16 protein-coding genes are annotated in these 23,253 nt (G+C 50.9%); 12 read left to right on the top strand and 4 right to left on the bottom strand.

Annotated elements, in window-relative coordinates:
* Positions 1 to 297 precede the first annotated feature (297 nt).
* From ABEB26_RS25385 to lspA, 8 genes are all read left to right on the top strand, one after another.
* Entirely contained in the window at positions 298 to 783 is a 486-nt protein-coding gene (locus ABEB26_RS25385) for a tetratricopeptide repeat protein (protein WP_345724892.1), read from the top strand.
* Between the two features lie 70 nt (positions 784 to 853).
* Complete coding sequence (locus ABEB26_RS25380) at positions 854 to 1,531, top strand: maleylpyruvate isomerase family mycothiol-dependent enzyme (RefSeq protein WP_345724891.1); 678 nt, start codon at positions 854 to 856, stop codon at positions 1,529 to 1,531.
* A gap of 10 nt (positions 1,532 to 1,541) precedes the next feature.
* A complete protein-coding gene (locus ABEB26_RS25375; RefSeq protein WP_345724890.1) occupies positions 1,542 to 2,024 on the top strand; it encodes a hypothetical protein in 483 nt (160 codons plus the stop codon).
* Positions 2,021 to 2,782, top strand: a complete 762-nt coding sequence (locus ABEB26_RS25370) for an MTAP family purine nucleoside phosphorylase (protein WP_345724889.1) — start codon at positions 2,021 to 2,023, stop codon at positions 2,780 to 2,782. The genes ABEB26_RS25375 and ABEB26_RS25370 overlap by 4 nt, the downstream gene beginning before the upstream one ends.
* Entirely contained in the window at positions 2,779 to 3,441 is a 663-nt protein-coding gene (locus ABEB26_RS25365) for a phosphorylase family protein (RefSeq protein ID WP_345724888.1), read from the top strand. Before ABEB26_RS25370 ends, ABEB26_RS25365 begins: the two co-directional genes overlap by 4 nt.
* Before the next feature lie 4 nt (positions 3,442 to 3,445).
* Positions 3,446 to 4,195, top strand: coding sequence for a type I methionyl aminopeptidase (map, locus tag ABEB26_RS25360; protein WP_345724887.1), 750 nt, complete (start codon positions 3,446 to 3,448; stop codon positions 4,193 to 4,195).
* Positions 4,196 to 4,198: 3 nt separating this feature from the next.
* Complete coding sequence (gene map, locus ABEB26_RS25355; protein ID WP_345724886.1) at positions 4,199 to 4,951, top strand: type I methionyl aminopeptidase; 753 nt, start codon at positions 4,199 to 4,201, stop codon at positions 4,949 to 4,951.
* A complete protein-coding gene (gene lspA / locus ABEB26_RS25350) occupies positions 4,948 to 5,448 on the top strand; it encodes a signal peptidase II (RefSeq protein WP_345724885.1) in 501 nt (166 codons plus the stop codon). The genes map (ABEB26_RS25355) and lspA overlap by 4 nt, the downstream gene beginning before the upstream one ends.
* A 275-nt stretch (positions 5,449 to 5,723) precedes the next feature.
* Here the strand turns inward: lspA and ABEB26_RS25345 are convergent, their stop codons facing one another.
* Positions 5,724 to 7,472, bottom strand: coding sequence for a tetratricopeptide repeat-containing diguanylate cyclase (locus tag ABEB26_RS25345; protein WP_345724884.1), 1,749 nt, complete (start codon positions 7,470 to 7,472; stop codon positions 5,724 to 5,726).
* 309 nt (positions 7,473 to 7,781) lie between these two features.
* Here ABEB26_RS25345 and ABEB26_RS25340 point away from each other — a divergent pair, with 309 nt between their 5' ends.
* On the top strand, positions 7,782 to 8,663 hold the full coding sequence (locus ABEB26_RS25340; protein WP_345724883.1) for a roadblock/LC7 domain-containing protein: 882 nt from the start codon (positions 7,782 to 7,784) through the stop codon (positions 8,661 to 8,663).
* Positions 8,664 to 8,725: 62 nt separating this feature from the next.
* On the opposite strand, the gene ABEB26_RS25335 is transcribed toward ABEB26_RS25340, so the two are convergent.
* Positions 8,726 to 9,796 (bottom strand): DNA/RNA non-specific endonuclease, encoded by a 1,071-nt coding sequence (locus ABEB26_RS25335; RefSeq protein ID WP_345724882.1) that lies wholly within the window; start codon positions 9,794 to 9,796, stop codon positions 8,726 to 8,728.
* A gap of 398 nt (positions 9,797 to 10,194) precedes the next feature.
* Between ABEB26_RS25335 and ABEB26_RS25330 the strand changes: the two genes are divergently transcribed.
* Positions 10,195 to 11,376: an MFS transporter gene (locus ABEB26_RS25330; protein WP_345724881.1), complete on the top strand. Its 1,182-nt coding sequence runs from the start codon at positions 10,195 to 10,197 to the stop codon at positions 11,374 to 11,376.
* Positions 11,377 to 11,422: 46 nt separating this feature from the next.
* On the opposite strand, the gene ABEB26_RS25325 is transcribed toward ABEB26_RS25330, so the two are convergent.
* On the bottom strand, positions 11,423 to 13,876 hold the full coding sequence (locus ABEB26_RS25325) for a hypothetical protein (RefSeq protein ID WP_345724880.1): 2,454 nt from the start codon (positions 13,874 to 13,876) through the stop codon (positions 11,423 to 11,425).
* Positions 13,877 to 14,105: 229 nt separating this feature from the next.
* On the opposite strand from ABEB26_RS25325, the gene ABEB26_RS25320 reads away from it, so the two are divergent.
* Positions 14,106 to 14,927, top strand: coding sequence for an expansin EXLX1 family cellulose-binding protein (locus ABEB26_RS25320; RefSeq protein ID WP_345724879.1), 822 nt, complete (start codon positions 14,106 to 14,108; stop codon positions 14,925 to 14,927).
* 62 nt (positions 14,928 to 14,989) lie between these two features.
* On the opposite strand, the gene ABEB26_RS25315 is transcribed toward ABEB26_RS25320, so the two are convergent.
* Positions 14,990 to 15,247: a hypothetical protein gene (locus tag ABEB26_RS25315; protein WP_345724878.1), complete on the bottom strand. Its 258-nt coding sequence runs from the start codon at positions 15,245 to 15,247 to the stop codon at positions 14,990 to 14,992.
* 518 nt (positions 15,248 to 15,765) lie between these two features.
* Between ABEB26_RS25315 and ABEB26_RS25310 the strand changes: the two genes are divergently transcribed.
* Positions 15,766 to 23,253, top strand: a 7,488-nt coding sequence (locus ABEB26_RS25310) for a CAP domain-containing protein (RefSeq protein ID WP_345724877.1), incomplete at its 3' end; no start/stop codon positions are given.

The raw sequence follows: 23,253 nt of genomic DNA, 5'->3' as shown, positions 1-23,253 counted from the left end.
GAGGCGGAGCGGCTGTCGTTGGCCGGAACGGCGCTGCATGCGCCATGGGCAACGACCGTCACACGGGGCGGACGACTGGGATACGCCATTGACCGAACAGTGATCGATAGGCATTTCCCAACCTGTCCGCCCTTAAACCCGCCGAGCGAGGGGGAACCCTTCCATCATCCCCATTGGCCCCCCTCGCTCACCGCAGTGGGAGAGGGGTCGGGGGTGAGGGCGCTTAAAACCTACCCTGCACCAGGGGGTTTTTTGGTTAAAATACTGCTGCTCTTTTAACCAAATAGGTGCAATTCCATGAACGAATTAATCAATCAAGCCCAAGCAGCTTTACTCAGCGGCGATCTCACACGGGCGCGAGGCCATCTAGCCCAGGTTATTCAACAAGAACCTCTGAATGTTTTAGCATGGCTGATGCTCAGCGAAGTAATCCATGAGCCAGAACGCCAGCGCGAGTGTTTACAGCGGGTTTTGGCGCTAGAACCACAAAACCAAACCGCCCAAAAACGCCTTGCTGCCCTCGATCAACCAACTGCCGTGATTCAAGTGGCACAACCAGCAACACCCTCAAAACCACGTCAGCCACAACCACCGCAACTAGCGATTGCACCACAACCACTAGCCTCAGCTAAAATGCAACCAATTTCGATCATTTCAATTGGCGTAGCTTTATTAATTCTATTGATTATTGCAATCGTGGTGCTACGCGGTTTGCCGGAAACTACTGACGCGCAATCACAAATCGTGGAAGGTTTCATTACCTTTATTCACAAGCGGGTTTAACTGGCCTTAGCCATCGGCACAATGTGAAGCATGATACAATATCTTGAGAATTTTAGTGCTTGGAGTTGCCATGAATGCTTCGCAATTGCTTAAACAAGAACGCGCTGATGCCGTGGCATTACTTGAATCGTTAACTAAAGAACAATGGCAGGCCACCACACTGTGCGAAGGCTGGACTGTCACGCATTTGGTGGCGCATATGGTCGCCCGCGAAACTCAACCAATCCGCTTTTTAGTCGCCGAATCGACCAAAGGCAAGCTAGGTTTACACCCCGACGATTTGATGCAACAGGCCTTGAAGCAAGGGCGGTTCGCTTTATTGCAACAATTGCGCAATGGCCCACCATTAGCGTTTCGCTTACCTGGCCCAGCCTTGGCTAATTTTGTTGAGCAATGGGTGCATAACGAGGATTTACGCCGCGCTGGCTTGAATAAACCACGTATCTCGCCGCCAGCAGTCCAAGATTTAATTTGGAAATTACTGCATATCAATGCTCGCATGATGTTGCGCTCGTTTAAAACACCTGGAATTATTGCGCTGGTGCGGCCCAATGGTCAAGCCTTGGCTTTTCAGGTTGGCACTGGATTTCCACGCCAAGCTAAGCCCGCCGATGCAGCAGTTAAATTAATCGGCGAGCCAGGTGAGATTTTGCTGTATTTATTTGGCCGCAAAATCGCCGCCAATATCAGCATCGAGGGCGACCCACACTTAGTTCAGGCCTTACGTGAAGCTGTGATGGCGTTATAGGAGAGCAGGCATGCAACAGCGCAAGGCCGCCCATATGATTGTAACTGGATTAATGTTGGTACTCGGCTTGGTGTTCGGCGGTTTTTTTGTAGTTTGGTGTGGCCTACTACGCTTCCTCTTTAATGGCTGGATTGGCTGGTTTTTATTAATTATGGCGGGCTTTATTGCTTGGCGAGCACTTGAGGCTGGCCGCGATGCTTGGGATGGTTTGCCCAGCGCCCCGCCCAGCGCCATCGCCGCGTTGCTGGCCACCCAATTTTTGATCATCGTGATTCAAGTCCATGCTCGTTGGACAGGCCAAAGCAGCGGGATTGATTTCTTGATGATTCTGCCGCATGCGATCAGTTTTGGTTGTATTGGCTTGGTCTTTGGCTTGAATGGACAATTTACTGGCCACCTGATCGAGTATGCTGATGCTGAATTTTTGGATGAATCAGCGCCGAGCAATGAGCATGATGATGACGATGATTTGATGTATTTGGGGGGCGCATGATTTTATTGCTCGGTGGCACAGGAACCTATTTTCTCGATCTTGAGTCAACGCTGGGATCTGGCAGCTATCAAACGCTCGAAACGCCCTATGGCACGGCTGGCGCGATCTATCAACCAGAGCGATTTGCAGGCAAAATTGGGCTTGCATCGCGCCACGGTTGGGGTCGCTTGGATGTTTCGCCCCCCTTCGTCAATAGCCGCGCCAATATTTGGGCTGCCAAAGAGCTGGGCTACCAACACATTCTTAGCTGGAATGGAGTCGGGGCAATCAATCAATTATTGCAGGTGCATGATTTGGTTGTGCTCAACCATGTGCTGAATGGCACTAAAACCCGCCCGATCAATTTTGCTGGCGATCTGCCCAATGCCAATGCTTGGCAAATTGCCCAGCGGGTGTTTGATCCAGCGAGTGCTAGCGTGCTCTACCAGCAGGCACGACGCTATCAAGCCCGCAGCTTTGATTGTGGCACCTATGCCTGCTCGGAAGGACCACGCCTAGAAACCGCTGCTGAAATTCGGGCTTGGGCCAATTTTGGGGCCGATGTGGTGGGCATGACGCTTGTGCCAGAGGTATTATTGGCCTACGAATTAGGCATTAAATTTGCCTCGTTGGCCTATGTAACCAATTTTGCCACAGGCGTGGAACCAAGCACTGGCGCACCACGTTTCTTTGGGGTCGAAGTCGCCCAAACCTGCCTGCAAATTGTGCTAGCGACTGCCGAGCAATTGTTGGCAACTAACGAGGTGAGCACACGATGAGCTTTACCATAACCTCACTCAATACACCCTTTGGTTTGGCGATGTTTGCCACCAAAAGCAGCACTGGCGGCTCATTGGCAATTTTGCTCGATGAACCAAATCCGCATGCAGCGATCTATGCCGCCAAATCCCAAGGGGTCAGTTGGATCATCGAGGCGGTCAGCATGCTACCATGCGATGGCTTGCTCCAACCTGACGATATTTTAATTCCAGACCAACTGGTGGATTTAACCCAACAACGCTCATCGACCTTCTTTCGCAATCGTGGCTATGGCTTTGTTGGCCAGAACCCAATTTGGTGTCCCGATTTGCGGGCTAGTTTATTAACCGCCGCCCAAAGCATCAGCCAACGGGTGTTTAGTCGTGGTACACTGGCGGTTGGCGAGGCTGAAACTACGCTTGAGGCCGCCCAAACCTGGCAAGCCCATGGCCTGAGTCGCAGTGCTGCCCCAGCGGCCTACCTCGCGAAAGAATTAGAATTATGTTACGCTGTTGTCGGGATTGTCGGCACAGCCGCCAGTAAGCTTGGCAATACATTAATTGCAAGCGTTGCACAACATTTGCCCACAGCACCAACCTGTGCCTGCCGCCAGACCATGCAATCTGCGCGGGATCGTGGCTTGGTTGGCGACGATTGGCGTACATGGATTGGGGAATAAACACATGACACTCGTTTTACGCAACAGCACACAAATCGAAAAAATGCGCAATGCAGGCCGTTTGGTTGCCCAAACGCATGCCATGCTGCGCGAATATGTTATTCCTGGCGCAGTTTTGCTTGATCTTGATCAATTGGTCGAGCAATATTTGCGTGAACATGGCGCAACCCCATCGTTCAAAAATTACAAGGGCTTTCCAGCTTCAACCTGTATCTCAATTAATGATGTGATTTGCCATGGCATCCCCGATAAATCGCGCTTAAAAGATGGCGATTTGGTGGCGATTGACATTGGGGCGTTTCTCGATGGCTGGCATGGCGATTCGTGCGTGACCTATTCGGTTGGTACGATCGACGCTCAAAGCCAAAAATTGATGGATGTGACCAAAGAAGCAATGTGGCGGGGCATCGCCCAAGCGCGGGCTGGTAACACACTTGGCGACATTGGAGCAGCCATCCAAGAATATACCGAAAGCCAAGGTTTCTCGGTGGTGCGCGAATACACTGGCCACGGGATTGGCCGCAACATGCACGAAGCACCAACCGTTTTACATTATGGTGAGTGGGGCAAAGGCTTGCGCTTACGGGCGGGCATGACCTTCACGATTGAACCAATGGTCAACATTGGCAGCTACGCCACGCGCTTGCTCAAAGATGGCTGGACAGTCAAAACGGTCGATGGCTCACGCTCAGCTCAATTTGAACATCAACTAGCGGTCACCGATGGCGAACCAGATATTTTAACGGTGCTTTAAACAATGGCAATCAGAATCTACAATCAATCGCAAATTAATGAAATGCGCAAAGCCGGCCAATTGGTTGCCCAAGCCCATGCGATGTTGCGCGAATATGTGGTGGCTGGAGCCGTCTTGCTGGAGCTTGATCAGCGGGTCGAGCAATTTTTGCGTGATCACGGGGCAACGCCATCATTCAAAGGCCATGGCGGGTTTCCAGCTTCAACCTGTATCTCGGTCAACGATGTGGTCTGCCATGGCATTCCCGATAAATCACGGCTCAGCAATGGCGATATCGTTTCAATCGATATTGGGGCATGTTTAGATGGCTGGCATGGCGATTCGTGTGTAACTTACGCGGTGGGGAAGCTCGATTCGCAAAGCGCCAAGTTGATGAAGGTGACTGAGGAAGCGATGTGGCGTGGAATCGCCCAAGCCCGCGCAGGTAAAACCATCGGCGATATTGGCGCGGCAATGCAAGAATACACCGAAAGCCAAGGTTTTTCGGTGGTGCGCGAATACACAGGCCACGGCATTGGCCGCAAAATGCATGAAACGCCACCCGATGTTTTTAATTTTGGCGAGTGGGGCAAAGGGCTAAAACTGCGGGCAGGCATGACCCTCACAATCGAACCAATTGTCAACATTGGCTCAGCCCGCACCCGCTTGCTGCGCGATGGCTGGACAGCCAAAACCGCCGATGGCTCACGTTCGGCCCAATTTGAACATCAACTAGCGATTACCACTGGTGATCCGGAAATTTTAACTAAATTATGAAACTAACCAAACGATATCTAAGCCTTGGAATGATGGTTTTGGCGATTTTGGCGCTTGATCGCTGGGTCAAATGGTGGGCGCTCGACACGCTTACACCGTTGGGCAACCCAGGTCGTGAGCCAATTCCTGGCATTTTACGGCTGGTCTATGTTGAAAACCGCGGTGTGGCGTTTGGCTTTTTGCAAAATAACTCGCTGCTGCTTGGCATCATGGCGCTGGGCGTAATTGCGTTTATGCTGATTCGTTCGCGCACCTGGTTTGGTGAAGCTGGCTTGCTTGGCCAAATTGCGGTAGCGGCGATTATTGCTGGTGGTTTGGGCAATATTATCGATCGCTTTGCTTATGGCTTTGTGGTCGATATGCTGCACCTGATTCCGTTGCCAATTTTCCAAGTGTTTAATATTGCCGATATGGCAATTTCGTTTGGGGCAGTTGGCTTGTTTATCACCCTTTGGCGCGAAGATGCGGCCAAACGGCGCAACGAACAACCTGCCTAGCATCGATTTCATACCCCTCACCCCAACCCCTCGCCCACTGCGGCGGGCGAGGGGAGTTCCAGTCTTCGAGTCCCTTCATCGCTCACGCTGGAGAGAGCCTAAGGGGTAGGTTTCATTGATGAACCACCAATACGCTGGTTCATCAATGAATGCATGTAGACCCTTGATTGCCATTTAGGGGGTGCAGGGGGGATTAAAGCCCCCTGCGTCTCCCGCCTCGAGGCGGGACGGAAGGGTGGTGAATTAATATGCGAAGAGATAATGAGCTATTTCACTTAAGCAGTATAGATTTGCACATTGTTGCGGCCAGCGGCTTTGGCTTGGTAGAGTGCATGGTCGGCTTGTTGAATCAAGCGCTCCAAGGGAATTTCAGCGTGTGGGTAGCTCAGCGCCAAACCAAGGCTGACGGTGGTGCTAATTGATTGGTGAGCATCGCTCAACACTTGTTGTTCAATCGTGCTGCGCAAGCGTTCGGCCACCAACAGCGCCTCAGCATTACTCACGCGAGTCAACATCACCACAAACTCTTCGCCGCCATAACGCCCAATTAAATCGGATTGGCGCAAGGCTGCTTGGGCGGTCGTGGCCACCAATTGCAGCATTTGATCGCCAATATGATGGCCATGACGATCATTAATTTGCTTAAAATGATCAATATCAAACAATAAAATTGCCAAAGCATTGCCAGCTTGCCAGGCCTGCTCCAACAAGCTTTGCGCCAAGCCCAAAAAATGGCGACGATTATATAAGCCAGTCAAGCTATCGATCGTTGCCAAGCGTTCCAATTCAATTCGTTGGCGATCACGTTCTTGCATCTCAGCCACCAATTCCTGTGTTTTTTGATAATAAAACCGTGCTTGATGTTGAGCCTGAAGTACTTGATGAGTCACTTGTAATAGCCGTAACCGTTGATCTGAGCGCTCGTTAAACAGGTTTTCACGAATCTGATGGTAGTGTTTGAAGTGGTGCAAGGCCTCGGCACAAGCGTTGGTTTGTTCGTACACATCGGCTAGGGCTTTGTGAGCCAAGGCTTGTTGACTCAGATCGTCGGTATCCAAGGCCAAAGCCAAGCCAGCTTGAATCAACGCTAAGGCTTGGGTGTAATCCGGTTGAGTTGCTACTAGCATACCACGCTGGATCAAGGAAAAGATCATATCTTCTTGAAACCCAAGGCGTTGAGCCAACTCAAAACTGGCTTCAAATTCGACCATGGCACGTTCAGCTTGATCAAACCGCTGATAAACCACCCCCAAAATATTCAAAACCTCGACAATTCCCTGCGACCAACTCAGGGCTTGATACAATTCCAAGCTGGCATTGGCATAGATCAAGGCATCGTATAATTGACCATGTTGCAGCGCAACCCAACAGGTATTATCAAGCATCGTGGCATATAAACGTTTTTGGGCTTGAGTTTCTAAAGCTTCAGGTAAGCGCTGAAAGGCCCGTTGCAAATAATTTTCGGCCTCGATTGGTTGCTCAAGTACGCGATATAAATAGGCAATATTGCTATTGAGAATCGTTTGCATCCATTCATTGTGAGTCATAATTGCAATTTCTTCAGCAATTAAATAATGCTCTAACGCTGCATCAAGCTGTAATTGCAAGGCCAAGGTCACTCCAAGGATATTATGTAATGCTAATTTATCAACTCGATTTGCAATAAACTGATCGGGGGCATCTTGATAATAGCAAGCAGCCTGATTTTCAAAGCTAAGCAATGCATCATCAACATAATCACAATATTCCATCGATTTATAAAAACAACCAAGTGCCTCGGCATATTTTTTATGCACACTATAAAACTTACCTCGCCAATACCAACACTCTACCAAGCCTTGGTAGTAGGGTGTGTGGGCAAATATGCCATTGCGAGCATGATATTCGGCTTGATAATTTATTTTCCAAGCTTGCGCTAAATCGGTGTGGCGTAAATTTGCAGCCCATACATTCAATAAATCGATCGTATGGGCAGGATTTGTCGATTGTTTTAATGCGTGTTGGATTTGGAGTGTTACTACCATAGTAAACTTTCGTTGGCAAGCTTCTTGCTCTATAGATAGCTAAAATTACGATTCAGCAATCAACCTATAATCAATAGCGAAACTTTAACATAAGCATAATCTTTGTGCCATCCCCTATATGGTGCAACCCATATTTGGTAAAATCTACCGCTTAGGGTAGATTTTTTGAAACGTAAGTGATTAGTTTGCTTACGTAAGCAATTTTGTTAGGAAATTGATATAGACTGTCTACAAACGCTATTTTTAGCTGCACGCTAGATGCATGCAGTTTAGGCTCAACACCAACGATCACACAGGAGCATCGTAGCCATGACAACTCAGCGAATCTTAGTCGTTGGCGCTGAAGCAGCACCAAAAACCCAGTTTATTCAGCAAATTTGTGATACCTGGAGCAGCCATGAGCTTGAGCTTTCGAGCATGCCAAGCTCTCAAAGCATTGCCATGGATATAGGCCATTTAGATTACGCCGAACAGCGTTCAGTCTGGTATGGCATCCCCGCGAGTGCTAGCCCAGTGCTACCCGACCTCGCCCAAACCGTAAGCAGCTGTATTGTGTTAATCGATTCAATCAACGATAATGCAGCCATGCTCAAATTGGCCGATCAAATCCAGCCCTGGATCACTGGCCCAGTCGTTTTGCTGGTATCACAACAATCCAACCTACCCGACCATCTCCGCAACGCCTTAGATCATTCAAGCCATCACATAGTAGACAGTTACAACATGAACAAACCAGAATCAATCCAACGGATCATGACCGCCTTGGGCGGCACATTACCCACCGCTAACTCTGTCCAAAAAGAATACATTACGCCCGATCACTTTGATCAATCAAGCGAGGTGCAGGCACTATTTGAGCAATTAGGCCGTCATAGCACCGATCTGATTGGCACAGCATTAATCGATCCAAATGGCGATCTGCTGGTCTCAACCTTGCCCCAGGCGATTAATCCTGAGCAATTAGCGTCAATTAGCGGCCCATGGCTGCGCATCGCCGATAAAGTTGCTGCTAGTGCCGCCCTAGGCCAAACCGAAGAAAGCATTATTCGGACGGCTCAAGGCTTGTGTTTGATTCGGCCAATTCACAGCCATATTCTGATCACACTACTGAATCCACAGGCCAATCTTGGTTTATATTGGATTAATCTAGGCGAAATCGAGCAGCCTTTAACCGCGTTATTGGCTGCCTGATGAACCGCTCGACCAGTGCATCCTGCTAGGAGTATCATTAGCAGGATGCGTCATTTTTTTAGTTATTGGGTGACGTAGGGCAAAAAGGAATAATATTGAGGAATAACCACGGTTGCGCTGACTGAAGGCGTAGCACTGGCCGTGATCGAAGGAGTTACGCTGGGAATTGTGGTGCTTGTTGTATTTGGGGTAGGCGTATTGCTTGGCGTTGCGGTTGTGCTCGCCGTCGCTGTTGGGGTAGCGGTACGGGTCGCAGTTGGCGTTGCGGTTGGCGTGCGGGTCGCAGTTGGCGAAACCGTTCCAGGCGTGACGGTCACCACTGGTGAACCATCAACCTGCGCCTCAACAATCGCCTGAACCGCAGTCGGCACATTCGAGAGGAAATCATAGCCAGTCATACTTTCAATATAATCGACGCTGACCCGATATTGCTCCCAAGCATTATTGCGAATCCCCTGATCATTCGGCATCCAAATCCCAATCACGCGAGTATTGGCAGCCACTCGATTAGCATCATCAGTCCCCACTGGCAGCACCACAATCACCTTCCAAGTTACCGCCGGAATTGAAACCCGACCACTAGCAATCGTGCCTTTCGTACCATAGCCACCACTAATAATGTATAACTCATTGCCAGCGCGTGCCCACGTGCGACAATCGTTTTCCAAATCGGCCCATGGGCCTTGGTTATTATCAGGTGCTTGAGGAATAATATTCGACATGATGAAGGTTTGATCGTTAGCCGCCCGCGAAATCGTGCGATCGCCTGATGGGGTCATATGACCACGATCATAGCCGCTACCGCTGTAGTCGCTGGTCGCGACCCGATACCAACCACTGGGCAAACTGGTATCAACTACAAAATCGCCGCGCGAAGTGCTACCCAAATCTTGTACTTCTAAGTGCCAGCTGACCCAAGCGGGAATTCCCGCATCGCGCTGATAGGCCAAGGCATACTGCGTGCGTTCAATTAAATAATTATTTGGCACTAATGGATCAGCCACAGCATTGCTAGGATTGCCCAAGGTGAGGTGTAAACTATCGTTGGGAGCCGCTTGAGTAGTGGGTTGACGCAGGCCTAGCGCCAACGATCCTAAAACGAGTAGACCAAGAAGCCGACGCAGACCAGTCATGACAGCAATGTCCTTTCGCAATGAAAGTATGATGATAGCTTGCATACTGTACCATAGCTGTCTAGGCGTTAATCAACAATGCGGCCTCAGCAAAATCCTGCTTGTCTATCCCCTCACCTGCGTGGGGGATGAGGGACTACTCGAACGTTATCATATGATCATACTTGCAATTTCAGAAATTAGCTGTATCGTTACAGAAGTGAAGTAAGACCCATGCTTTGCAAAAACGAGTCGCTCCAGAAAGCGCTCGTTTTTTTGCAATCTACAGATGCAAAACCGCAGCAATGAAGCTGGCGAGGCAGGCGTAGCACTCGTCAGCTTTGTTGTATGCACAAAATTCCCAGCATGGTCTTATAACACAGGTTGGCATATTGTTGGAATCTACGAGGAGTCAGCGTATGGGCAGCCGTTTGGCGCTCTGGCGATCGAATGCACGTCCCGGGGTTCGGGGTAGTTTGTACTATTTATGTTTCTGGTCAAGCGTGGGGATGTATATTCCATTCATTAATGTATATTTCACCAACCTTGGCTTAAGTGGTCAACAAATAGCCATGTTTGGGGCAATTAGCCCACTAGCAGTGCTGTTGTTCAACCCATTGGTGGGCGCAACAGCCGATCGACGTGGCTGGCATGTACAGCTACTCCTAAGCATGTTGGCCTTAACTGGGTTAAGCCAAATCGCGCTGGCATTTCCAACAACCTTCTTTACAATCTTGCCAGTAATGGTCGTTTTGGCAGTGGTACGCGGACCAATCGCGCCATTGGCCGATAGCATGATCGCAGGCATGGCCGTGCGTCATCAACTGGCTTATGGCAAATTGCGGCTCTGGGGTTCGGTTGGCTATGCCGTCACCTCATTATTAGGTGGCATTTGGTGGGCCAAAACTGGCTATCCAACGATGTTTATTTTGACAGGGTTGATGACTGGTTTGGTCGCGATCGTGGCTAATAGCCTTGATCATACGCCTGAATTGCGCAAAACTGCCACCAAATCAGCCAAAGCGCCACGCGATGCCGCATTCATCGCAATTGTCGTGATTACTAGTTTGGTTGGGGCGGCCTTCAGCATGGTTTCAATGTTCGATGGCAACCTAATTCAACGGATCAGCGGTAGCACGCTCATGCTGGGGGTTTTGCCATGTGTGATCGCTAGCACCGAAGTGCCCGTGATGCTCAATGCTGATCGGGTGATCGCTCGTTTTGGCACAGCTAAAACCCTAGCCGCCTCAACCTTAATCCTTGGGCTTGGGTTTATTGGTAGCGGCATGGTTAGCGAAGCCTGGATGTTAATTCCAATTGGCATGTTTCGGGCTTGTGGATTTGGCTTGTACTCGGTTGCGATCATTCGCCTAATTACCGAGCGCATTCCAACCACCTTGCTGGCAACCGCCCAAGGCCTAATTAGCGCAATTGCTGGTGGGCTATCGCCATTGTTGGCAACCCAAGCTGGCGGTTATATGTTCGATATCTCAGGGCCACAATTGGTCTTTATTGCAGCGGGTTTGTGCATTGGCTTGGCTACTTTGGTCGTTTGGTTGGGCTTAAAATTGAATTGGTTCAAACCAATCGCTCAGGTTTAAGCAAAAATCCCCAGCATGAAACCAAACCATGCTGGGGATTGCTTATTTATTTTTTCTCCCGTTGCCGAGCTAATAACCATTTTTCATCATATTTCTCAGCCCATAACTGTTCAATTTGGTGTGATAATTCAGCATGTTTTTGATGAAAATTACCATGTTTTCGTAAATAATTCAATCGTGTATGAATTGTCCACAAGATTGCCAGACAGTCATAAATAATAATTCTAATCTTTCGGTGATTTGGTATTTCATCCTTTTCTTTATTGAATAATTTCATTATATCTATATTTATATTGTTATATGATATATAAATACTTTTTTCATTAAATACATCACTTACAAATTTATATCCTTCAACTTTATTGAGTATATCGCCAACGATATCTACAAATATTTCATATATATTTTCTTTCCTTACTTTGTATTTTTTCTTAATTTCAATTATTGCATTAAATATCCAATTAATATATGTATCTAAATCCTCATGATCACTTGTAGTATTATGATGATTCATTGTATTATACTTGTCCTTAAATATATCAAATAAATCTTTGTACATCTTACCTATCGTTGATTTTATTTCAAATTCTCTAGTATCATCTACGATCCAACTTTTTATCTCATCACAATATGTATCATTCAAATCAAAAATGGTATCAATAAACGAAGAAAATATTGAAATTTCTTGCAAATCATTTTTATCACTTTGATTAAAATTCTTATTCAAATTCAATTCGATATTATGATTTTGTGCTCCGCTACGAACCTGATAGGTATTCTGAAACGTAAAAACTGCGGCATTGTGGTTATCACTTCGGCCATCAGCAGTTATTTCTTCATTCCAAACAGCTGAAATAGTCAGAATAACCCCACCAGATTCAGGGTCATCAACTGAAATCTCTTTAAGCCCTGATTCTTGATCATTCCACAAAGCAATCACTTGTGAACCAGTTTTACCATCTTTATCTGGTGATACACGAACAAGCCCTAAGGAACTAACCGACAAGACCGAAGTCCCAGGATCATCAGCCATAACCGTGGCATAGCGCGAAGGCCAACGCGATTTAAGTTGTGGGCCATCCATCAACAAGGCTATCAACAAGGTTGGGCCAATCCCACGAATCAGCTCAGAAACTGGCTCCAAACGCGCCAAATCTTCACAAATTAATGGACAAAGCGTTAACCAGTTATTGGGAGCCAAGACCGATAAGCGCCGTTTTGGAATATGAATTGCTTCCCACCAATCATTCTCGCCGCCTAAAACTCCTGAAAGCCCATAGCGCGTGATCTGCGGTGGGTTCAACTTCCAACGATGATGCTTATCTTGGCGCATTTTATACCATTTACCTGCAAAAAAAGTTGCCAAGATTACTTTATTCCGACCAAGTTTTGTTGAACGCTCTGATGTGGAATCATGAATACCAGCTAAAACCATTGGTAGCTGTGTTCGGTCTAAATCTTCGCTATTTTGCAAAGCCCACAACAAACTATCAAAATTTTGTTCATCAAGTGCCGCTTCAGGGAAAACAATTAAATGAATTCGCGCAACATTTTTTTGGCTGTTCTGAATCATTGAAATTAAAGCAGCAGGAGTAAATTTTTCACGCTCGCCATGATATTGAAAGTAGCGAGTTCGCTCTTTGGTATCACGATTAACTGTATAATTGCTTGGTGAAAACGATGACGATTTAATATGATATGGCCAAGGAACAATTAAAATATTTAGGGTATTATCGTCGATATTAACCCATGGCATAGTCCGCCATTGAATATCAACTTCAGTTCGATGAGCTGTCACATGGTGTGAGAGCGAGCGTAGCGTAATACCTGAGCGTGATGTACGCATTTTTGGTAATACCCGTACAGTTAAAATTGGCAGGCGAGATAAACTACCATGTAAAGTTAAAAACATATTAGCAACACCATGCGCAATTTTTGTAGTATCATCGGCCAATCGATTGGCCGATGGTGTTCCCATTCCAGCGCATGCTTGATCTGCAAGCATATGCAAACTTAATAAAAGCTGGCAATATCGCCAAGCATTTTGATTAAATTCATCGATTCCAAATCCATTTTCATTCTGTATAGTCAAACTATAGAGTTCATCAATATGAACAATCGTATATAATTGTTGCATTTCTTCTTTAATGTTAAATAATATTGGAGGCATTGTTGTCGTTGGTTTATCATCAGACTGAATCCAGTTAAACCATTCGAATTGAATCGTCTCAAATGCTTGCTCATACAATATTTTGGTCTCTTTACAATCACAATGTTCTGTTGGTAAAATTTCGTCGCTATTATCTGGCCATTTCTCACCATCAGGCAAATCAATCACTAAGGTATAAATTCCGGTTTTTTTGAGCAGTAGCGAGGTAAATGCAAAGGTATCAGGCGGCCATACAAACCAATCTTCTAATTCCCAATCTCTTGCAAGGATTTTCATATAGTCGGCAATCGTATCGTCACGTCGTCCTGTAGCTGACTCTCCATTCGTCATCAGATCCTCCTTAATCATTTTTTAACTATAATTAAATGTTAGGAATCAGTTAACTTTTGATGGTTAGAGATGATCAGTCGCTTGCCGTTGGGGTTTGATTCTTGTGCTAGGCTCATATAACGATACTGCAAAAATATCGATTATGCAAGCCTCAATTATTGGCAACTTGACAGCAAGCGTTGCTTTGCGTAGAGTGGCAACTATTAATTATTAGTTAAAGGTAGGTTGTATGCTTGTTCGACATCATTTTACGCGCTGGTTATTGTTTGCAAGTTTGTTCATGATTTTGCTTGGCAGCTATGCGTGGCAACAACAGAGTTTTGCCCAAAATCCGGCCACAATCACCAATCCTTGGGCAATTCGCCAAGGCCAAGCTACCCATTACACCGCCACTGGTTTGGGCAATTGTAGTATTCCTGTGCCCAACGATTTGCTATTCGGGGCCATGAATAACCCCGATTATGCTACCGCCGATTATTGTGGCGCGTTCGTTAAAATTACTGGGCCATTGGGATCGGTCACAGTCCAAATTACCGACCGCTGCCCTGAATGTCAAACTGGTCATATCGACCTTAGCCCACAAGCCTTCGACCGCATCGCCAATCGAGTTACTGGCATTGTGCCGATCACTTGGCAGTTAATCAGCAATTCAGCCACCACAGGCAAGGTCAGTTATCATTTCAAAGATGGTAGTAGCCAATGGTGGACGGCGGTGCAGCCCCGCAATCATCGTAATGCTATCGCCAAATTTGAATATCGCATGGGTCAAGCGGCTTATAAAGTTGCCCCACGTTTTATTTTTAATTATTTTATTGCCGAGACCGGTATGGGCACTGGCCCCTACAGCTTTCGCACCACCGATGTCTATGGCAATATAATTGTTGATGAAAATATTGGGCTTGGCGATGATGTGATTCGCACTGGAACCCAGCAATTTCCCTATATGACTCCGCCTGGTTCAGCCACCCCAACACCCAGCCCAACCCCACGCCCAACCATCCCACCCGAAAGTCTAACCAACCATGTTTGGCTGCCCTATACTCGTAAATAGATACATGCCCTCACCTCCTTACATTCCAAGGGTAGGTTTTAAGCCCCCCATGCGCATCAAGCTTATTGTGATGCTGCCGTGACTGCCCGTAAACGCTGGGCAGTCGTCGGCGGCTGATGGCGTTTATTGGTCGTCGCCCAGCGCTGGATGAGCGCTGTGAGCTGCGTCAGCACTCGTAGAAACTGCGGCGGATCAGCCTGCGTGCTGGCCAATTCCCCCGCCATCCCCGCGACGATCGGTGCAGCTTTGAACAAACTCCGCTCCGGATCATGCCAACTGCTGGCCGCCAGCAGCCATTGCTGGAAGACCAACCCAATCAATTTCGCATCGATTTCACCCAAGACCCGTGCCGGGTTGGCCGTGCGCCAGTCATCAAGGCGGGCATGGCTTTCCCCAGCTTAAACAGCAACTCAATCTGCCAGCGCACCCGCACCAACGGTCGGACTGATCAGCGTGCGCGGCGCATTGGTGATCACCACATTCCAGTCCGCCAGTGCCAAGGCCGCTGCCGATGGCATGCGATGCTGGTGCTGAGCTGTTCGCAGGTGGATAGTCTAGCTGCTGGTCTGAGCCGATGCGTGCGCCAGTGATGCCGTTCCATGGCGAGTGCGCCCGCGTTTTTCGCGCTCTCCATCGCATCGCGCATAACGGCAGGATCGCAATCGTCTGCGGTTGGCTTGCACTCGAAATCGTTGTTTGCGCGTGGTGGGGGTCAGTGATTGATGCCTGGTGACCATCACATCCGACTTGACAATCGGCCTTGGCCTCAGCGATAATCAGGCCCAGCCTCTGAGAGACTAGTAGAGTGATCGTTCTCAGAGTAGAAGAGGAAGTACCCATGACAACCCGTGTCTGGCGGCGGTTTACTGCTGTCTTAACGTTGTGTTCACTGTTCGCCAATCTCCTGCCACGTGCTGATGTCGCCGTGGCCCGTACCATTCATTCGGTTGAATCACCCCCCATCGCAGCCCGACCGGTTGCCCAATCAGCGGGGACGGTGTTGTTGTTGACTGGTTCTGCTGCCTCGGCAGCAGATGATGCGATTGCTGCGCGTTTAGCGATAACCTACACGGTTGTACGCAAAAACCATGATCAAGAAACCCTCGCCGATGCGGATGGCAAAGCCTTGATTTATATCTCGGCGACCGTCGATTCGGGGAAAATTGGCGCGACCTTTGCGAACACGCCCGTGCCGATGGTGGTCAATGAGCATGCGGTGTATGATGATTTGGGCATGACGGGGACGGCGAATGGCCCCGATTATGGCTATGACAGTAGCCCTAGTACGACCCAACTCGTCCTGACCGATCCGCTGCATCCCTTAGCCGCTGGCTTAAGTTCGCCGGTGACGGTGTTTGCGACGGCGCACAAACTGCCGTTTGGCCGTGGGAGTACCGCCGCTGCCCCGATTGCCACGGTTACCGGATGGACGACCCGCCACATGTATTTTGCCTATGATACGGGTGCGGCGATGGTGACCGGAATCGCTCCAGCCCGACGGGTTGGCTTTTTCCTTGATCCAACGGCGGCCTTAGATTTAACCACCGATGGTTGGACGTTGTTTGATACGGCGGTCGCATGGGCGGCTGGTTCGGGCACGCCTGCGCCAACACCTACCCCAACCAGTATTGCTGCCACGGCCACCGCCAGCCCGACAGCCACGACTGGCCCTCCAACCAGCACGGCGACGGCAGTGCCGTCCGCTACGCCCACCACGGCTCCCTCAGCCACCCCGATTATTCCAACCACGGCTCCCTCGGCCACACCTACCGCCACACTTCCGAGTGCAACCGCTACCAGCGCAGCGCCAACCACGATCCCATCACCAGGCCATGGTGGCCCGGTGGTGCTGATTGTGGGCAGTACTCCCGCTGTCGGTTCCGCCGATGCGCGAATTGTGCAGCAACTCACGAGTCTGGGCTATAGTGTCACCACGGTGGTGCAAAGTGCTGCCAGCAGCAGTAGTGCCAATGGTCAGCGTTTGGTGCTGATTTCCTCAACGGTCAGTTCGAGCACGATTGGCAACGCCTTCCGTGATGTGGCGGTTCCGGTCATGCTCTGGGAAAATGGCCTGTACGATCTTGAGATGGGCATGACCAGTACGACCTTGGGCACGGATTATGGCACAACCGCCAGCCAAGCCACGCTGACGATCCAAAACCCGAGCCAGCCCATGGCGGCGGGGTTGAGTGGCAGCGTCAGCGTGATGAGTGCTGGCCGCGCTATGCCCTATGGCAGTCCCAATGCGAATGCCGTGCGGATTGCCGGAACCTCCAGCACCACGACCAAAGCCGTGATCTTTGGCTACGACCAAGGCGCAGTCATGGTGAGTGCGACGGCTCCTGCGCGGCGGGTTGGCTTCTTTTTCAATGATGATACGCCACTCGTGGCAACTGCCGAAGGTTGGGCCTTGTTTGATGCCGCCGTGTTATGGGCGGTCGGCAGCAGCGTTCCTGCCACGGCCACGCCGATCAGCAGCGCAACGCCCGTGGTGACGGCCACGCCCGCTGCCACGGCTACGCCGAGTGCAACCAGTACCCCGTTGCCAGCTGCGATCACACCGATTGCCTGGGAGCCATTCCCGATCGCCAGTGCATCACCCACCCCAGTCGTGCCACGGGTATCGATGAATCAGTGTGTTGATGCCGATGAACCCAATAATAACCAAGCCCAAGCAACTGAATTGCGCTTGGGCACCACCATCACGCAGGCCTTTTGTGCGCGTGATGATGTGGATTGGCTTGCGTTTCAGGGGGTCGCCGGTGGGGCATATACGATCAATACCACCAACCTCTATCCTGGGGTTGATACGGTGCTTGCGGTATACGATGCCCAAGGAACCCTGTTAGCCGAAAACGATGATGCAGAATCACCGCAGCATCTGCAGAGTATTTCCTTCTCGTGGGGTTCACAGGTGAGCGTCGTTGTCCCCAACGATGGAAGCTATTTTCTCCGGATTACTTCATTTCCAACGCGCCAGCAACCAGCTGGATTCTATTACCGTGTTCGGATTGATCATGGAAATACGGTCTGTAGCACCACCGAAACCGCCAATAATAGCGCAGCCCAAGCCGAAGTGCTGACGCTGGGCATGCCTGCTCGACGGTCGTTTTGTCGGGGTGATGAAGATTGGTATACCGTGACTGGGACGGCAGGAACATGGTATAGCCTTGCCCTCAGTGACCTGAGTGTGGACTATACCACCGATGTTCGGGTGTATCGTGGTGATGCCCAAACGCTGGTGCACCCCAATACGACGATCACCGCGTTATCCCGCACGCCACGCCTGAGCTTTCTGGCGGTTGCGGATGAACCACTGTATATTCAGCTGCGTCGAACCGATCCAACCCGCGCAGCCATGCCGTACTATACCCTCACGATCGCCAGCAATGCCTGCCGTGATGCGGGGATGCCGCTTGATGACAGTGTTGGCGAGGCCCAACTGCTGCAACACGCCGAGCTTGCAGGAGCCTTCTGTGCCCATGCCAACGACCGCTACGATTGGTATCGGTTAGCGGTTCAGGCGGGAACGGAATATCGCCTGCTGCTGACATCCGATCATCCCGATGCCAGCGGCATGGGCGTGAGTTTTCGCAATCAATATAATCAGCCTATCTCTGACCTCGCCTCACCACCCCACTATTTAAGTGATCGGCTTGGTGGCCTCACGTGGGCGGTGTGGACACCCAGCACCAGCGGCGAGGTCTATGTGCGGGCAACGAGTCCGAAAGCGGGCGCAGAGATGCAGTATCGCTTACGCATGGTGCGCGTTGATCCGTGTGCTGATGAACTCAATAGCGCAGCAGCAACCGCGACGACCGCAAGCGTTGGATTTAGTGCGATGGCGACGCTCTGCACCACCACGCCCGATTTCGATGAGGATTGGTATCAGTTCACGCCAACCACGGCGATAACCTATCACCTGCAACTGCATCAGGCGACGGATTTCGCGATCACCGAGATCGAGTTGTATGCAGGAGCAACCCTGCTGGCCAGCGGTGAGCAGGTGGTGCACCCATTAAGCGCCGGCCAAACCTACCACATTCGGGTCAAGACCGGGCTGAATGATCCGGTTGTGCGCTATCAATTGGGCATTGCGACGTGTCCGTATATCTGCAATAACCCCAGCGAGCCAAATAATGATTTGGCTCATGCAACCGTAATGCAGGTTGATCAGCCGTATCATGGCACCTTCAGCAGCAATCTTGATCACGATTATCTCCGGTTTCAAGGGGAAGCCACGGCCTTGTATCGGGTCACGATTTTTGGGCAAGCAACGGGAACCTATCCCTTTATTGATATTCTTGGCAATGGCCGTGCGATGAGCCTTGATGCCGCGCATGGGGGGATTCAAGACTACCTCTTTCATGCCAATACGACGGGGTGGTACACCCTGCATGTCTCCATGCTGGGCAATATCCAAACCTTCAGTGATGACTGGCGGTATAGTGTGCTGGTGGAGCGCATTCAAGCGCCATTGGCGGAGCCGATCCGCACCCAAGCCACCGCTCTCTTGTTGACGGCAAACCAATGGTATACTCGCACCACGGTAGCTGGCAAAGACTGGGTACGCATTCCAACACTGCCGCATCAGACCTATACCCTCGAAATTCGTGGCACGAAGTTTATCCCACGTCTGCGCTTTTATCGGGCAAGCGATCCAGCGCATGCGCGGGTCATTTCATCAACCTTGAGTTATACCACCAGTTATAGTGATGGGATGACGATTTCACACTATGATCTGAGTCAACAAGCCCGCTTTGATGGGGCGTATACCGATGAGTATACCATCGAAATTGATAACGACGATTTCCTGCTCCGCAATGACTATACCATCCAACTCCACGCAACGCCTGGCTTGCTATCAGTGCAACCCGATGATCAGGATGAGTATTATGCGTTTGCCAGTCCGGACGAACGTGAGGCGCTGCGCTTAATTAATGTTGAACGAACCAGTCTCGGTTTAGCCCCATTAGCCTATAGTAATGCCCTACGCCAAGCGGGCCATGTGCAAGCAACCGATATGTTTACCCATGATTTCTTAGGCCATACCGGAAGCGATGGGAGTACGCATATTGATCGGGGCCGACGTTTTGGTTTTGAAGGCACAACTGCTGAAAATGCTGTCCAAATTAAGGGTGGCGATAATACCATTAGGCCGTCCCAAGCGGTTAATATGTGGATGACTAGTTCCCAAGGCCATCGCGAAGCCTTGCTTAACCCCAATTATTACTATGCTGGGGTGGGCTTAGTTGGGAATTCCAGTGCAGCGGTCTTTGGGCATGATCCTCAGCGCTTTCCCATTTTTGTGAATAATGATGCAGCAACGACGATCACCAAGACGGTCGTCATTACGATAACGCCGCCGTTCGGCTACCTTAACCCGATCGCGTCAGGGTGGACGGTTGGCCTAAGCCACAGTCCAAGCATCACACCAACCACATGGGCAGCCATTCCGCTGACACAAGGCAGTATTCCCAATCCGAACGATTATGGGCAGCCGCAAGTTATTGAGTACACCATTCCATTAACTCTGCCATGGACGCTGCCATCAGGCCCAGGCGAACAGCGGGTGTTTGCGATGTATCGGTCGCCGGACGGGGTGATCTCGGTGAGTAGCGATAGTATTATCGTTGTCCCACCGACCGTTGAAGACCCAACCCAACCTGCGCTACCGCCTGCCTTGCTCTCGTATGACCGCATCGAGCAGAATGGCTCCAGTGCCCAGAATATTCCCTTACTGCTCCCGACCGGACCAATGCAGCCTATGGATTGGTCACTGCGGGTGCAAAGCGCCTTGGCCGATCTTGGCCGTGCGCAGCAAGGGTCATTAGCAGGAGCCGGGGTTGCCGTGCCCGAATATGCGGTGCTGCGGCTCCCCGACCTGACTCCCAGTGACCCCGCTGATGATAGTTATGCGCTGCTCTGGCATGGTCACCTCTGGCGGTTGGTGCATGACTGGACGTTGGGCGACACCACCTATCAGCTTGATCGCCAAAGTGCCCAAAGCAGCGATCTTGATGGCTGGGATCTGCGGATCACCCGCCAGAGCGGCGCAAGCCACGGCGTGGATGGTGGCTGGTATTGGGTGATGACGGATCAACAAGGCCGGACGTGGCAGTTTGGCGCAAGTGCCACGAGTGCCTGGCGCATGCGGGATGCCGCTGGAAATGCCCACCACTGGCGCTGGAATCTTGATCATGTGACGGATTTGCTCGGCAATCGCCAGCAATGGACGTATGCCACCGAGACCGCGACCCATGCGGGGGCGGTGTATGAACGAGCGGGCTATCCATTAAGCGTGGCATGGGGCGGCAATCCGCAGCATGGGATTGCGCCAACCGCCGAGGTGGTGTTCCACTACGAGCCACGGACAGCTGGCGGCATGGGCAACGATCAGCAGCCTTCTGACCTGTTTTATACCAGCCAACGGCTGGCCATGCTCGAAACCCGTGTTGCTGGGACAGTCGCGCGGCAGTATCGCTTTGGCTATAGCAGTGTGGTCGATGGCGATCGTAGCCGCCTGTTGCTTGCAACGATCACAGAGCATCCGCTCGGTGCGACGGCAGCTCGCACGACGCTGGCCTTCACCTACACCCCACCTGAGGTTGCTGGAGAAGGGTATCACCTACGCACGATCAGCCTGAATGGCGCAACCCAAACCGCCTATCGTTATCAGCGTATGGAGAGTCGCAATCCGGCCTATGTGGTGCAGCAAGAATTGCATACGCCAACCGCCGAGGAATTGGCGTGGTTCTTCCCGTCAACCGCAGCACGCGGTGCGAGCGCTGCGGCGGCAGAACCATCGTGTTTCACCGGGGAAGAACTCGGCTTAAATCCGACCTTGGTCGAGATTGGGTATACGCTCAATGGAGCCTTATCACTATTTGGCGGTATTTTACCCCAATCGCTGGGTGAGACCTCACAAACCATTGAGCGGATGCGCCGCGATTGTCTTGGCAATGTTGATTTCGAGAAATATCATCCTGAATCGCCCTATCAAGGAACCGAATATAAGAGTGGCTGTACGCCGGGGGCGGAATCGCAACAACGCCAACGCGCCTTGGCCGCCACGACCGACTATTGTCACAAAACCGTGCGCAATTTCCAAGCCCGCATGGTGCCCTCGGGCGTTGAGCGCTTGGAAGTCCCGGCGGCGTTTGACGATGTACGGGCCGAGTTGCGGGCCGGAGCCTATGAATTCCGCCAAACCGGCTATATCTATAATGCCAATGGCCAGCCGATCTACACCGATGCCTTTGGGGTGATGGACGATCCCACCGATGATTTGTATATCCAGCGCTCGTATGACGATCCGCAGTTTCCTGATCTGGTGACGGCGGAGGCGACCTATGATCATACGAATACTCTGCGAGCCAAAACGACCTATGCCTACGTTCCTGGGACACGGCTGGTGGCCGCAACTGGACGCTGGCTGCTCGAAGAACAGCGGATTCTGACCAGCACACTAACGTATGATCCGCAAGGCCGCGTGCGCAGCACGACCAACCCGCTCGGCGAAACCACCACCTATGGCTATAATGCCTTAGGGCTGACCACCGCGATCACCAACCCGCTCGGCGTGGTTGCGACCATGACCTACAACCCACTTGGCCAATTGATTGCCCAAACCGATGGGCTGGGGGCAACGACCCACTCAGTCTACGATCCAATCACGGGCCAGTTGCGCATGACGATCGATGCCCTCGGCGCGACCACGATCTATACCTATACCGCCACGGGACTCAAACAGCAGGAGCGCAATCCGCTGGGTGGGGTCACCACCTATGGCTATACCGCGCTCGGTCAAACGGCGGCGATCACCAATGCCTTGGGGATGGTAACCAGCTATGCCTATGATGGGGTTGGACGCTTGGTCAGCACGACCACGCCCGCCGGAACGAGCACCACCGTCTACGATGGAGCGACGGGGCAACCGAGCCAGCGCATCGATCCCCTGGGCGTGGTGGCGGCGACGACGGCTACCGATGGCGCAGGCAAACCGATTACCAATACAGATGCGACCGGCGCAACAAATACGACCAGCTATGATGGCTATGATCGGGTGGTAGCGGAAACCGATGCGACCGGAGCCACGACAACCTATCGCTATGATCTGTTTGGCAATCGGATTGCGACGACTAACGCACTGAGCGCGACGACCTATCAACAGTTTGATAGCCTCCAGCGCCTGCGCGTCAGAGACTGTACAATAGCGTGTGTATTTGGTTCCCAACCCAAAGACGAGCATTTCCAGAATAGGCTTGTAAGGGGATACCATGCCACGAGCAAAACACAAACCCGCACCAACGACCGCCGACCAACC

This window comes from Herpetosiphon gulosus (assembly GCF_039545135.1).
In the GTDB taxonomy this organism is placed as follows: domain Bacteria; phylum Chloroflexota; class Chloroflexia; order Chloroflexales; family Herpetosiphonaceae; genus Herpetosiphon; species Herpetosiphon gulosus.
This window is presented reverse-complemented; position numbering and strand designations above follow the sequence as displayed.

Excerpts from the sequence above, each read along its gene's own strand:
- ABEB26_RS25320 (WP_345724879.1), top strand. The coding sequence starts at position 14,106 with ATGCTTGTTCGACATCATTTTACGCGCTGGTTATTGTTTGCAAGTTTG.
- ABEB26_RS25380 (WP_345724891.1), top strand. The coding sequence starts at position 854 with ATGAATGCTTCGCAATTGCTTAAACAAGAACGCGCTGATGCCGTGGCA.
- ABEB26_RS25375 (WP_345724890.1), top strand. The coding sequence starts at position 1,542 with ATGCAACAGCGCAAGGCCGCCCATATGATTGTAACTGGATTAATGTTG.
- map (WP_345724887.1), top strand. The coding sequence starts at position 3,446 with ATGACACTCGTTTTACGCAACAGCACACAAATCGAAAAAATGCGCAAT.
- lspA (WP_345724885.1), top strand. The coding sequence starts at position 4,948 with ATGAAACTAACCAAACGATATCTAAGCCTTGGAATGATGGTTTTGGCG.
- map (WP_345724886.1), top strand. The coding sequence starts at position 4,199 with ATGGCAATCAGAATCTACAATCAATCGCAAATTAATGAAATGCGCAAA.
- ABEB26_RS25340 (WP_345724883.1), top strand. The coding sequence starts at position 7,782 with ATGACAACTCAGCGAATCTTAGTCGTTGGCGCTGAAGCAGCACCAAAA.
- ABEB26_RS25325 (WP_345724880.1), bottom strand. The coding sequence starts at position 13,876 with ATGACGAATGGAGAGTCAGCTACAGGACGACGTGACGATACGATTGCC.
- ABEB26_RS25385 (WP_345724892.1), top strand. The coding sequence starts at position 298 with ATGAACGAATTAATCAATCAAGCCCAAGCAGCTTTACTCAGCGGCGAT.
- ABEB26_RS25365 (WP_345724888.1), top strand. The coding sequence starts at position 2,779 with ATGAGCTTTACCATAACCTCACTCAATACACCCTTTGGTTTGGCGATG.
- ABEB26_RS25345 (WP_345724884.1), bottom strand. The coding sequence starts at position 7,472 with ATGGTAGTAACACTCCAAATCCAACACGCATTAAAACAATCGACAAAT.
- ABEB26_RS25330 (WP_345724881.1), top strand. The coding sequence starts at position 10,195 with ATGGGCAGCCGTTTGGCGCTCTGGCGATCGAATGCACGTCCCGGGGTT.
- ABEB26_RS25370 (WP_345724889.1), top strand. The coding sequence starts at position 2,021 with ATGATTTTATTGCTCGGTGGCACAGGAACCTATTTTCTCGATCTTGAG.
- ABEB26_RS25335 (WP_345724882.1), bottom strand. The coding sequence starts at position 9,796 with ATGACTGGTCTGCGTCGGCTTCTTGGTCTACTCGTTTTAGGATCGTTG.